A 13,740-nucleotide genomic window follows, 5' to 3' on the forward strand; every position below is an offset into this window, starting at 1 on the left:
ACTATACGCGGGCTGGTTTAGCCGCCTGATAAAGACTATTCGATATTAAAATAGTGGTTCAATTACAAAAATTGCCCTCGGGTAAAAACTAAATTCTATTAATGAAAAAGTACAAGTTTAATTTTTCTTTGCTCCAAAAGGGGCACGTATTCGCATCCTTGGCTGCTCTGTTATTATCAGCTAACGCATCGGCCCAAGAAACTAAGAAACCGTCGTTAAAAGATGCCCCGGTTTTCACGCAGTTTACCTACAAGGGCGATGATGATATTTACAAGAAAAACCCGCTCCAGCCCGGCGAGTTTTATACCCCCATTCTGCAAGGCTGTTATCCGGACCCCAGCATCACGCGCAAAGGAAATGATTACTACCTCGTGAATTCTTCCTTTGCCATGTTTCCGGGCGTACCTATTTTTCACTCCAATGACCTGGTAAACTGGAAACAGCTCGGGCACGTGCTGGACCGGACTTCCCAGTTAAAAGTTGAGACTTCGGGTATTTCGGCCGGCGTATATGCCCCGGATATTAAGTACAACAAAAGTAACGATACCTTTTACATGATAACCACCCAGTTTTCTGGGGGCATGGGCAATATTGTAGTAAAAACCAAAGACCCCGCAAAAGGTTGGAGCGACCCGGTAAAACTGCAGTTTAATGGCATTGACCCTTCGCTTTACTTTGATGATAACGGTAAAGCCTACGTGGTACACAACGATGCGCCGCCCAAAGGTACGGAACAGTACAATGGGCACCGGGTAATTAAAATTTGGGAGTACGATGTGCAAAAAGACCAGGTGGTACCGGGCACCGACAAAATTATTGTGAATGGGGGTACCGATATTGCACAAAAACCAATCTGGATTGAAGCACCGCATATTTACAAAAAGAACAACCGGTATTATTTAATGTGCGCCGAAGGCGGTACCGGCGACAACCACACGGAAGTAATATTTTCCAGTGACAATGTAATGGGACCTTATGTACCGGCTAAAAACAACCCAATTCTTACCCAACGGTATTTCCCGAAAAACCGGCCTAATAAAATGGATTGGGCGGGCCACGCTGACTTAACCGAAGGACCGGATGGTAAATATTATGGCGTATTTTTAGGTATTCGCCCGAACGAAAAAGACCGGGTAAATGCCGGACGCGAAACCTTTATATTGCCGGTAGACTGGAGTGGCGAGTTTCCGGTATTTGAAAATGGTTTGGTGCCTTTAAAACCAAAGTTAAAAATGCCGGCCGGCATAAAAAACCAAACCGGGCAAAATGGCTTCTTCCCAAATGGCAACTTTACCTTTACCGATAACTTTAGCGCAAAAAATTTAGATTTCCGATGGATTGGCATGCGCGGTCCGCGCGAAGAATTTATTACTACCGGCAAAGCTGGCTTGCAAATCACACCTTTTGCCAAAAACATTAAAGAGGTAGCGCCTATATCGGCGCTGTGGCACCGGCAGCAACATAACAGTTTTGAAACAACGGTAACCTTAAAATATTCGCCAAAATCAGAAAAAGACTTAGCCGGTTTGGCATGTTACCAGAGCGAAAAATTTAATTATGTTTTGGGCATCACTAAAAAAGGAGCGGACAATTACCTGGTATTAGCCCGCACCGAAAAAGGGAAAACAACCATTGTAGCCAGTGAAAAAATAGATGTTCGTAAACCGGTTCAGTTACAGGTGGTGGCGCAGGGCGATGAATATAAATTTAACTATGCTACGGATAAGCAAAACTTCAAAAATATTGGTGGTACGGTTTCCGGCGATATCTTGTCTACGAATGTGGCAGGTGGTTTTACCGGTGCTTTAATCGGGCTTTATGCTACTTCTGCTAATGATATTCAACCATAAAAAGGTAGCGGTAGCTTCCTGGTGAACTGCCTGCAAATAGCAATTCCGGCGAAGGTTTTTAAGCTTATTCGCCGGAATGCTTTTTAAATAATAAATACCCTTCAATCATACGCGTAATTATCCACCTATAAACCCTAACCTATGCAAGTTAAATCTTTAGCTCTTCTATTTGCCGCTGCCTTAACCAGTAGTATGGCGTTAGCCCAAACGAATCAACCCGCTGTAAAGGAAGATTTTAAGCCGTCTAGTTTTAACCAACCCTTTCAGGATTATCCGCAGGTAAACTCCCAGGGTTATGCCCGCTTCAGGATAGTAGCGCCGCAGGCCGACAGCGTGCGCGTAACCTTGGGCTTAGGTGGCCGAGGCGGAACCAGATTGACAAAAGGAGCGGATGGAGCTTTTACCGGTACCACCGCCGGACCATTAGATGAAGGTTTTCACTACTACCACCTGATAGTAGACGGCGGCGTTTTTAATGACCCAGGAACCGGCAATTTCTATGGCTCACAACGTTGGGAAAGCGGAATTGAAATACCGGCCAAGGACCAGGATTTTTATGCGTTAAAGAATGTGCCGCATGGTCATGTGCAACAAGTGCTTTTCCCTTCCAAAAGCACCAACACATCAAGGGTGGCTAATGTATATACGCCGCCGGGGTACGAAAAAGGCAATACCAAATACCCGGTATTATACCTGCAACATGGTTGGGGCGAAAATGAAACTTCATGGGCTATTCAGGGCAAGACTAACCTGATTATGGATAACATGATTGCCGAAGGCAGAATTAAACCCTTTATTGTGGTTATGACTTATGGTATGACCAATACCGGTGGCAGACCAGGGGGCCCTCGTCCGGCGGCTAGTGCAACTGCTACTGCGCCAGGTGCAACTCCGGCTGCTGGTGCAGCACCGGCGCCACGTCCGGCGGGCGGTGGTATGGGTGCAGCGGGCGTTGTACCCAATGGCGTAACTGCCGGTGAACCAACTGGTGTTGGCGCTTTCCAAACTGTTTTATTGGATGAGTTAATACCTTATGTTGATTCTCATTTCCGAACGATAGCTAACAGAGATAATCGTGCCATGGCCGGATTATCAATGGGCGGGTTTGAAACCCACACGATAACATTGGCTAAACCAGAAGTTTTTGGTTACTGGGGATTAATGAGTGGTGGTAACTATACGCCAGAACAGTTAAAAGGCAAAATGAAACCGAAGCTTTTGTATATTACTTACGGTAGCAAAGAAACGCGCGGTGCCGAAGCGTTGCCAAAAGTGGAAGCTGATTTAAAAGCTGCCGGCTACAAAGTAGGTACTTATGTTTCTCCGGGTACCGCCCACGAGTTTCAAACCTGGCGCCGGAGCCTTTACCAAATGGCACCGCTTCTTTTTAAATAATTATAACCAGGCCAGCCCTATTAAGCAAACTAATATTTTCAATTTTTATTCAGAAATAAAGTGAAAGTAAAGCATACGCACCCTTTCTGGGTTCTAATAAAGAAAATAGTGGCTGGCCTGGTTTTATTTTTAGGAGTTGGTTTTACAGCCAGTGCCCAGGAAGTAATAGATTTATACCCCGGTAATATTCCCAACGCCAAGGTTAAATCGGGGGCAAATATTGGTAACCTGGAATCAGGCGGTCTTGTCCGCAGGATAGTAAAACCAAGTTTAGAAGTTTATTTACCGGCCAAAGAAAACGCTTCGGGCGCGGCAGTTATTATTTGTCCGGGAGGTTCTTATAAAGTAATTGTGTTCCAGGGCGAAGGCGTAGCTACGGCAAAAGCGTTTGCCCAAAAGGGCGTGGCGGCTTTCGTACTCAAATACCGGCTGCCCAACGATACCATTCTGACCGACAAAAAGATTGGCCCTTTGCAGGATGCGCAACAGGCCATTAAATATGTGCGGGAGAACGCCGCCAGGTATGGCATTGAAGCAAATAAAATAGGCATTGTTGGGTTTTCAGCCGGCGGCCATTTGGCTTCCACGGCGGCTACCCATTTTGAAAAACCACTTATTCCAAACCCTAAAAATACCAATCTGCGACCCGATTTTCAGGTTTTGGTGTACCCGGTTATTAGTATGCAGGATGGCTTAACGCATGCCGATTCCAGAAGTAATTTATTGGGCAAAAATCCGACAAAAGAAACAATAGATTTATTTTCCAATGAACTGCAGGTTACTAAAAACGCACCGCCGGCTTATATAACCCATGCTGCCGACGATAAACTGGTAGATGTAGATAACAGCATTGTTTATTTCCAAAAATTGCGGCATCAAAATATTGCGGTTGAAATGCATATTTATCCAAAAGGCGGGCATGGCTTCATCTTCGGACAAAAAGACTGGATAGACCCGTTGTTTTTGTGGATGAGAAAAAATAAATGGATGAAGTAACAACTGTAGGTTATGTGCCTTTAATAGGGTTAAATTATTACAGCGTGTTACTTACCGCAATAGTGCTCACTTACCTAACCAAACTATAAAATTCAGAAGCTAACCGAATTAGATTGATAATATTATCAGATTCCTAAATACAATTAGAGAATACTTCATTTTAAAACATATTCCCTTATGTTAAAAAATATACTTATTAATTTTATTTGTTGCGTGGTTCTTTGGGGCTTACCCAGCTTGGTTTATAGTCAGGCACCAAATGCACCAGCGGTAATATCGCCCCAAGTTCATCCGGATAATAAAGTTACTTTCCGTTTTTTAGCGCCAGCCTCCAAAGAAGTAAAATTAAACGCCCAGTTTGAAAAAGCACCGGTACCTATGACCAAAGATGCAGCCGGTATCTGGAGCGTAACCGTAGGCCCGGTTAAGCCCGATATGTATCCGTATAGCTTTGTGGTAGATGGAATTATGCTAGCCGATCCTAAAAATTCCGCCATTTTCCCGAATGAAGGTTTTCAGAACAGCGTCGTAGAAATAACCGGTAACACCCCTTTGGTACACACGTTGCAGCAGGTTCCGCACGGCACCCTTTCTTACCGCTATTATAATTCAAAAGAGTTGGGCACCCGGCCGGTAATGGTTTATACGCCGCCCGGATATGAGAAAAACACCTCCAAGAAATATCCGGTTCTTTATTTATTGCACGGCACCACCGATACCGAAGAAACCTGGACCAAAGTAGGTCGGGCAAATATTATACTGGATAACCTCATTGCCCAAAGTAAGGCCCAGCCCATGATTATTGTAATGCCCTACGGCCGGGCTTATCCGGTAATCAGTAAATCGTCGGGTAGTCTGCGGAACTGGGATAACCTGCAGGAGTTTAAAAAAGATTTCATGAACAACCTGTTACCTTTTGTAGAGCAAAATTACCGGGTTAAGAAAGACAAAAACAGCCGGGCCATAGCCGGATTTTCGGGCGGCGGCGGCGAAACGTTGTACCTGGGGCTGAATAACCCGGATTTGTTTGGCTGGGTTTGCGGTTTTGCGCCGGGCATGCTGAAAGAAGAATTCGACCGCAACAATGCCGTTGCTTTTGTTAATCCAGCGCGGATTAATCAAGGATTAAAATTATTCTGGATTGGCGTAGGGAAAGAAGATATGTTATACCCGGTTGTAACGGACTACCTGAAAGTGCTGGACGAAAAGAAAATTAAGCACGAAACTTTTATTTCGGAAGGCGGCCATACCTGGATGAATTGCAAACTCTACCTCTCCACCATTGCCCAAAAGCTATTTAAATAAATGATTATAGCTTGAGATAGACAGGATTATTGAAAGCTAATTACCATATAATCCCGTCATTCTGAAAGAATCTAACCAGCAAGTCACCGGTTAGATTCTTTCAGAATGACGGGAATTAGCTCCATATGGTTAAATATTAAACTTTTTATTAAAAGCGAAAGCGTTGGAGGTAGTACCGATAATGGCAGTTTAAGAACGAAGGAGCAAAAACTAAACATTAGTTAAATTTCAACCACGAATATTATTTTTTAAATCAAATTACCTATGCAAATAAAAATAGCATCTCGATTATTGCTGCTTCTGATAATGCTCTTTATTTCGAGCTATGCCATGAGCCAGCCGCCCCGAGGGCCTTTAGTCGTTTCGCCCCAGATTCACCCCGATAAAAAAGTGACTTATCGGTACCAGGCACCTTCGGCCAAAGAGGTAAAACTAAGTGCCCAATTCGAGAAAGGTCCGGTTGCCATGACGAAAGAAGCGAATGGCATTTGGAGTGTAACCGTAGGGCCGGTTAAGCCCGATATTTACCCGTATAATTTTGTAGTAGATGGTATTTCGGTAATGGACCCGGCCAATGTGGCTTTCTTTCCTAACGAGCGGTTTAAAGCCAGTTTAGTAGATATTCCCGGCGATACCCCGCTGATTCATGCCCTAAAAGATGTGCCGCACGGCGCGGTTAGTTACGAATATTACCCTTCGGTTACCGGCACTACCGGCTCTTTGGTGGTTTATACCCCGCCCGGATACGACAAAGATGCTTCCAAAAAGTATCCGGTTTTTTACCTGATTGGCGGCACCACCGATACCGAAGAAACTTGGTTTAAAGTTGGTCGCGCCAACTTAATATTAGATAATTTAATTGCTGAAGGTAAAGCCAAACCCATGATTATTGTGATGCCTTACGGAAACATAGAAGCCCGCATTGCCGAGGAAAAAGGCGGCCCGAAACCAGCCGACCCAATGGGCAGAGAAAGTGAAGAAGCCGTGAGCCGGGCCAAGACTTTTGAAGCCGACTTAGTAAAGAATGTGCTGCCTTACATCGAAAAAAATTACCGCACCGTCAACAACAAAGATAACCGCGCTATTGGCGGTTTCTCCCGCGGTGGTGGCCAAACTTTGCGAACTGCCTTCAGCAACATGGATAAATTTTCCTGGGTGTGTAGTTACAGCGCTTATTTAAGCCCTAAGGAAATGGAAAGCAGTTACAAGCCCATTTACGAAAACGCCAGCCGCACCAACCAACAATTAAAATTATTCTGGATAAGTGTTGGGAACGAAGACTTCCTGTATAAGTCAACGGTGGAGTTTATGGATTTCCTGAAAGCTAAGAATGTTAATTATAAAAGTTTAGTAACCGACGGCGGCCATACCTGGATGAATACCAAAGTTTACCTGACCCAAACGGCGCAATTACTTTTTAAATAGGCAAACATGAAGCGATTTCTTTCTATATTTTTCCTGCTTTTTTCAGTTGTAATTACCTGTTGGGCACAAAGACCACCGGCCATTAGCTCACCGGACCTACACGCTGATAAAACCGTTACGTTCCGGTTGTATGCCCCCAACGCCAAAAAAGTAAGCTTAAGCGGCGAATTTTTAAAAGCCAACGAGTTAATGACGAAAGATAATGCTGGTATTTGGAGCGTAACAGTTGGGCCTGTTAAACCCGATATTTACCCGTACAGTTTTACAGTAGATAGCATTCAAGTAGCCGACCCGAATAATACTTATGTATTCGCCAACGAAAGGTTTAAACGCAGTATTGTAGATATTCCGGGAAACACCCCGTTGTTACACGCGCTACAAAATGTACCGCACGGCAAAGTTACTTACCGCAATTATAAATCGGGTACCTTAAAAACTACCCGGCAATTATTGGTTTATACGCCGCCGGGGTTCAACCCCAACGGTAAAACCAAATACCCGGTACTTTACTTAATTCATGGCGGTTCCGATACCGAAGAAACCTGGACCAAAGTGGGCCGGGCCAACCTGATAGCCGACAACCTGATTGCTCAGAAAAAAGCTAAACCGATGATTATTGTGATGCCTTACGGCAACGTACGGCCGGCACCTATGCCCGATTTTACCCAGGATGTAACCAAAGATATTATTCCGTTTATCGAAGCCAATTACCCCGTGCTAACCGATAGTAAAAATCGCGCTGTAGCCGGCTTCTCGGTAGGCGGTGGTCAAACGTTAAATATTGGCCTGACCAACACCGATAAGTTTGCTTATGTATGTTCGTATGCCCCTTATACCGCCACAGAAGAATTCCAGAAAAACTTCACCAACTGGAACCCCAATGCCGCAGCCCTAAACAAGCAACTTAAGCTGTTTACCATAAGTGTAGGCACCGAAGATTTCCTGTACGAACCGGTAAAACAAAATATTGCCATGTTCAAAGAAAAAAATATTAACCTCGAAACCCTAATTGTACCGGGCGGGCATACCTGGATGAATTGTAGATTGTTCCTGGCTAATTCTTTACAGCAATTATTTAAAAATTAAAACATAAGCGGTTTAGTGGTTTATAAAATTGAGTTAGCAGTAGCCCTTGTCGTATGTTTTCGCCATAGGCCTGCAGTATAAGCGTAGACTTGCATTGCCCGGGTGCTTTAGCCCCGGGTTTTTAGTACCCCTGACTTTAGTCAGGTTTATTTTAAATATTCTGAATAAAAATAAATAAGTAAACTAATATGAAACATTTATGTACCCTAATAGCGGTATTTATGCTATTTGGCGCGGCTGCCAAAGCCCAGAACATTGAAAAAGAAGCTCCGAAGGGTTTTGATGTGGTGCAGCCAAATATTGCCCACGGTAAAATAGATACCATTACCTATAAATCTAAAACGGTAGGTACCAAACGCCGGGCTTTGGTTTACACGCCACCCGGATTTTCTAAAAGTAAAAAATATCCGGTGCTGTATTTATTACACGGAATTGGCGGCGACGAAAAAGAATGGCTGAAAGGGGGGCAACCCCAGGTAATACTGGATAACCTATACGCGCAGAAAAAAGTGCAGCCCATGATTGTGGTACTGCCAAATGGAAGGGCCATGAAAGACGACCGGGCGGTGGGCAATGTATTTGATGCGGAAAAGGTGCAAGCCTTTGCTACTTTCGAAAAAGATTTATTGAACGATTTAATTCCGTATGTCGAGAAGAAATTTCCGGTACGTAAAGATCGGGAAAACCGCGCCATTGCCGGGTTATCGATGGGAGGGGGACAATCTTTAAACTTTGGCTTGGGTAACTTAGATAAATTTGCCTGGGTTGGTGGGTTTTCATCGGCTCCTAATACTAAAAAGCCGGAAGAGTTGGTGCCAAACCCCGCAGATGCGAAAAAGAAGTTAAAGCTACTTTGGATTTCGTGCGGCGATAATGATGGATTGATTACCTTCAGCAAACGGACCCACGATTATTTGTTTACGAACAATGTGCCGCATGTTTATTACATCGAGCCAGGCGGGCACGACTTTAAGGTTTGGAAAAACGGACTGTATATGTTTTCGCAGTTTTTGTTTAAGCCGGTTAATACGGCTAGTTTACCTAAATACTCCGTTTTAGGAACTCCCGCTTCAACCAATATTCGTTCGGCGAAGTACCCGCAAATATTACCTGATAACCGGGTAATATTCCGGACAAAAGCGCCCGAAGCCCAAAAAGTACAGGTTGATTTAGGTAAAAAATACGATATGGCGAAGCAAGCCGATGGCTTTTGGGAAGTAACCACTGATTCTATTGGCGAAGGTTTTCATTATTACTCTTTAATAATCGATGGCGTTGCCTTGGCTGACCCGGCAAGTGAAACTTTTTATGGCATGGGCCGCCAGGCCAGCGGCATTGAAATACCCTTCAGAGGCGGGGATTATTATGCTTTAAAAGAGGTGCCGCACGGTGAGACGCGCATGAAACGCTATTTTTCGCCGGTTACAAATTCCTGGCGGCGGTTTTACGTGTATACACCAGCCGGCTACGATACTAACACTACTGAAAAATATCCGGTACTATATATATTGCACGGGGGCGGCGAAGACGAACGTGGCTGGGCCACCCAAGGTAAAACCGACTTAATATTGGATAACCTGATTGCCGATAAAAAAGCCAAACCTATGCTGGTTGTCATGCTCGATGGGAATGTAGGAACGGGCGGTGCTACTGAAAATGCTTTAAGAATGTTTGAAAACGAATTAAAGCAGGCAGTTATTCCTATGGTAGAGAAAAATTATCGGGCTATTCCGGAGGCTAAAAGTCGGGCGCTAGCGGGTTTATCTATGGGTGGGCTGCAAACTTTACACGCCGGCATGCGGAATACCCAGTTATTTAATTACCTGGGAGTATTCAGTTCCGGCTGGTTTAGCAATCAACCGGCCGTATCTAATCCGCAGTACGAATTTATTAAAAGCAATTCGGCTACCATTAATAATAACCTGAAACTGCTTTGGGTAGCCATGGGTGGTAAAGAAGATATTGCTTATAACAATTGCAAAGAAATGCTCGCCAAGTTCGATGAAATGAAGGTAAAATATACCTATACCGAATATCCGGGTGGCCATACCTGGCCGGTGTGGCGCAATAATCTTTACAATTTTGCACCGCTGTTATTTAAATAAAAATTCCTACTTCAATTATCTGATTGCATGCCGAAAATAGAATTATTTAGGATTAGTAATAACTTGAAATAAAGCAGAGGAAGAAGGCGAACTAAAATCTATTTAACATAATATAAATTATAAGACTTATGGTAAACTCCTGAAATAGCTTTACACTTTAAGTATAAAGCTATGAATAAAAAGGAATTAAAGGAAAACGTAAAAAGAGCTTATTCGTCTTTAGAGAAAAGAAAGATTGTCGAAGAAATTCGCTCGGGTATGCTTACCATTAAACAAGCTACCAAGCAATACCAAGTTTCGGTAGGCATCTTACAGGATTGGAATCGCTGGTATTACAAAACCAGGCTGTTAAAGTATTATCGACCAAAACCATCTTTTCCCATGAAGCCATCCCAGACAACAGTTGAACAGTTAAAGCAAGAGCTAGCCGAAGCGCAAGCGCAGTTAGCGCAAGTAAAGCTACAGAATACAGCCCTAGAGACGATGATTTCGGTGGCCGAAAAGCAGCTAAATATAGAAATCAGAAAAAAGTATGGTTCCAAACGGTCCAGCAGTTAAATACACAGTATCCCTTGACAGGCTTAGGAAAACTGTGCGGATTGTTTGGCAAATCCCGGCAAGCTTATTATCAGCAGCTATGGCAGCAAGATAAAAATGAGGTTCATCAAATGGTTATTTTAGAGCAGGTTATCAAGATACGGCAGCAACTACCAGGCATTGGTACAGATAAGCTGCATTATTTATTAACGGACTTCTTGGCCGAGCATCAGCTAAAACTAGGTCGGGACAAGCTTTATAATTTGCTGCGGGAGAATCATTTACTGCGCACTAAGCGGCGCAAACGAGCAAAGACCACTAAGTCGCAGCATCCTTTTTACAAGTATGTCAACCTGGTGAAAGAACTAAATTTTCCTCCGGAGCAGTTAGCAGCACTTCATAAGATTACCTCCAGCAGTCTCCAAATTTCTTTTCTTACCTCCCCATACCCTAGCTTCAGTTTGGTAGCTTGTGGCCCTACTTGGTTTGCCCTGGGGTGTTGGCTAGGCTGCCATTTAGAAAGCATAGCAATCTGCATAACTATCTTACTTCTTGCTTATCCTGATTATAGCCAGATTTCTGATTGAAGACTTGAAAAATACTAAAATATTTTTTTACAGGCTCCCTCCTACTGACGTTCTATAGCTATCATCTTCTTCGGTTCTATGCTAAAAATTAAGATTTAGCTCATGCACTTTTGTTTAATTTACATAACAGGTGTTATGAGGAAATAGTAGTTTGAGTTTCTTGATATGGCACTTCATTTACTTTTATTTTGCCAAAAAAATATAGGATATAAAGTTATAACTTGCTCTTTTATATTATTTTAAGTATATAGTGTTTTGGTCAATCAAGTTGCGTAAATAACTCATTTTTAGTAGTTCTTTATGCATAATGATAGCTGATAACTCCTTTTTGGCTGTAATTATTTAAGAACAGCATGAAGCATAAAGAATTCGATTTTATAAATCCTTTGCCTGTAGAATCTTATGAGAATGAAAGAATTTCATTCAGCATAAAGCGATATAGGGCTAAAGCTACAATGTGTCGGGAGACTTACCTATACAGTAATTTATTTGCTATTATTTTGGGTTCATTAGTGCCAATTCTTATTAATTTGGATGTTCCAAGGAACTGACCACCATTGTCAGTTTTACAGTTGTTTTCATTGTTGCCTTGGAAAATGTATTTCATTTCAGGGAACGCTGGAAGAACTACCAAGTCGCGGAAGAATTGTTAAGGAGAGAAAAATATCTTTTTCAAACTAAAAGTGAACCGTATAATAATTTAGACGAAACTGCCTCTTATACATTACTCGTAAAAAATATTGAATCAATTATAAAGGACGAGAGAGATAAGACTATTCAAGCACGATCTTCTGAAATCAAGATGACAAGATACCGTGACGAATAATAAATGCTAATACCAGCTTTTCAATGGAGGGACTAATAGGCAAGCAAAAAGTTTGAGATATTGGCAATCCTTGACACTTATTACCATTGCTCTGTCGTTCCGTCCCATAAACGAATTTATGTTCAATACCAGTCAAATAAATATAACATCACCTTCTACTCTGTATAAGCAAACAATAAAAATACTGAAAAATCAGTATTGCTTATTCCTTAACCATATTACACTTTTACCAAATGGTTTAAGGGAATAACTTTTTGATAATAAGCTAACTTAAACCAACTGTACCACCTAAGTTCTAAGCTTTACCGCTAACTTGAGCCAAAACGCAAATTCATTTTAGAGAAAGTAATGATGACAACCAAAAGAAGAATTACTATTAGTATTTAAGCAGACACACATCCAACTATCTATTTATTTAGGCAGCTCTTGTAAGAATAACAGTCGGTTAAATAATATAGAAGAAATTTCCTCCTGGTTAGTTGTTAAATGCTTATTGTAGTAAACAATCCACCAAAAAATGGAAGGTTATGTCTATTCTTAAACAACAGAAATCTAAAATCTTAGAGGTAATCAATGTTTTTGAGACAGGTTCTCCCGAAGGAAAATACGATACCATTGCCATCTTAAAAGACGGCCCCCTTCTTAACGGAGAAAATGTACTCCAGATTACCTATGACCGCAGCTAAACCACTGAATTTGGTAATTTAAAGCAACTGCTGGCGCTTTACATCACCAAAAATGGAAAGTTTAAAAACCAATTAACAACTGGGATTTAGACCAACCAGTAGATGCCAATAATCTTGTGTTAGCATAGTTACCTTGATAATCTACTATTTGAATGATATTGCAAAAGGCCCCTTTATCTATGAAATAAAGTACTGATAGTCAAGAAACATACAAATATTGATGTAGTATATTAGATAAATCTAACCATTAATAATTTTATTATGCCTGAAAATGATGTAACGGAAGGAGTTGGAGCCAATGGAATGGCTGACCAAGAGTTAAAGAAAACTCCTGAAAACGAAGCTGTAAAAGAAAATCTGTTGCCCCCGGATGAAACAGCAGGAACAGCGGCCGATGTTGAAGCAGTACAACTTCCAAATAATGCAAAATTACCCCTGCCGGAGGGTGTTACCCTCCCCCCTAATGCGGAACCATTTCCTCCTGCTGATGTTGGATTAGTAAAAGAGCTACAAAAAAAAGCTGATAATTGGATGGGATGGTATAATTTCTGTGGCTGGATATACTGGTTTTTAGGAGCAGCGAGCGTGGCCTTCTCAACCCTTGGTGCCAGTGACGTAGTTGAAGCAAAATTCAGAACTTCTTTTGCTCTTCTTTCAGCAATCTGCTTGGGCGTAATCGGCTTTGCTAATCCTCAGAAAAAGGCCGCTAAGTTTATTGGTGCTTTCCGTTTGCTTGAACCTTCAGTAAGGGCCTATAAATATGGCGTTCTCTCAAAAGCGGATTTGCTGATAAAAGATAGGGAGGCCGAGAACATGCTCAATGAAGGCGAATTTGATGGTAAGTAAACATGTTAGGAATTACTACAATCTGAAAAGGGCCTGGTAATTCCAGGCTCTGTTTTTTTACTTCTGGTGCTTAGTTTATCTACTCGTTATCAGCTA

At 42.3% G+C, this 13,740-nt stretch carries 12 protein-coding genes; all 12 read left to right on the forward strand.

Annotated features, from left to right (window positions below):
- Window positions 1-101 precede the first annotated feature (101 nt).
- Window positions 102-1,850, forward strand: coding sequence for a glycoside hydrolase family 43 protein (locus F0145_RS07655; RefSeq protein WP_150087727.1), 1,749 nt, complete (start codon window positions 102-104; stop codon window positions 1,848-1,850).
- 141 nt (window positions 1,851-1,991) lie between these two features.
- Window positions 1,992-3,245 carry an alpha/beta hydrolase gene (locus F0145_RS26530; RefSeq protein ID WP_223815885.1) on the forward strand — a complete coding sequence of 418 codons (1,254 nt, stop codon included), beginning with the start codon at window positions 1,992-1,994 and terminating at the stop codon, window positions 3,243-3,245.
- Between the two features lie 96 nt (window positions 3,246-3,341).
- Window positions 3,342-4,241: an alpha/beta hydrolase gene (locus F0145_RS07665; RefSeq protein ID WP_150087930.1), complete on the forward strand. Its 900-nt coding sequence runs from the start codon at window positions 3,342-3,344 to the stop codon at window positions 4,239-4,241.
- A gap of 177 nt (window positions 4,242-4,418) precedes the next feature.
- Entirely contained in the window at window positions 4,419-5,546 is a 1,128-nt protein-coding gene (locus F0145_RS07670; RefSeq protein ID WP_150087728.1) for an esterase, read from the forward strand.
- Window positions 5,547-5,810: 264 nt separating this feature from the next.
- Window positions 5,811-6,971, forward strand: a complete 1,161-nt coding sequence (locus F0145_RS07675; RefSeq protein WP_150087729.1) for an esterase — start codon at window positions 5,811-5,813, stop codon at window positions 6,969-6,971.
- Window positions 6,972-6,977: 6 nt separating this feature from the next.
- Complete coding sequence (locus F0145_RS07680) at window positions 6,978-8,057, forward strand: esterase (RefSeq protein WP_150087730.1); 1,080 nt, start codon at window positions 6,978-6,980, stop codon at window positions 8,055-8,057.
- Window positions 8,058-8,245: 188 nt separating this feature from the next.
- A complete protein-coding gene (locus F0145_RS07685; RefSeq protein WP_150087731.1) occupies window positions 8,246-10,162 on the forward strand; it encodes an alpha/beta hydrolase-fold protein in 1,917 nt (638 codons plus the stop codon).
- A gap of 171 nt (window positions 10,163-10,333) precedes the next feature.
- On the forward strand, window positions 10,334-10,720 hold the full coding sequence (locus F0145_RS07690) for a hypothetical protein (RefSeq protein ID WP_150087732.1): 387 nt from the start codon (window positions 10,334-10,336) through the stop codon (window positions 10,718-10,720).
- 14 nt (window positions 10,721-10,734) lie between these two features.
- Window positions 10,735-11,286: a hypothetical protein gene (locus tag F0145_RS07695; protein WP_150087733.1), complete on the forward strand. Its 552-nt coding sequence runs from the start codon at window positions 10,735-10,737 to the stop codon at window positions 11,284-11,286.
- Window positions 11,287-11,842: 556 nt separating this feature from the next.
- The gene (locus F0145_RS26975) at window positions 11,843-12,112 is read left to right on the forward strand and encodes a DUF4231 domain-containing protein (protein ID WP_223815899.1); all 270 of its coding nucleotides are present in this window, start codon (window positions 11,843-11,845) and stop codon (window positions 12,110-12,112) included.
- A gap of 527 nt (window positions 12,113-12,639) precedes the next feature.
- The gene (locus F0145_RS26130; protein ID WP_190277491.1) at window positions 12,640-12,798 is read left to right on the forward strand and encodes a hypothetical protein; all 159 of its coding nucleotides are present in this window, start codon (window positions 12,640-12,642) and stop codon (window positions 12,796-12,798) included.
- A 261-nt stretch (window positions 12,799-13,059) separates the two neighbouring features.
- The gene (locus tag F0145_RS07705) at window positions 13,060-13,644 is read left to right on the forward strand and encodes a hypothetical protein (protein ID WP_150087734.1); all 585 of its coding nucleotides are present in this window, start codon (window positions 13,060-13,062) and stop codon (window positions 13,642-13,644) included.
- The last annotated feature ends 96 nt before the right edge of the window (window positions 13,645-13,740 follow it).

Origin of the sequence: Adhaeribacter rhizoryzae (genome assembly GCF_008629685.1) — a bacterium.
GTDB classification, from domain to species: Bacteria; Bacteroidota; Bacteroidia; order Cytophagales; family Hymenobacteraceae; genus Adhaeribacter; species Adhaeribacter rhizoryzae.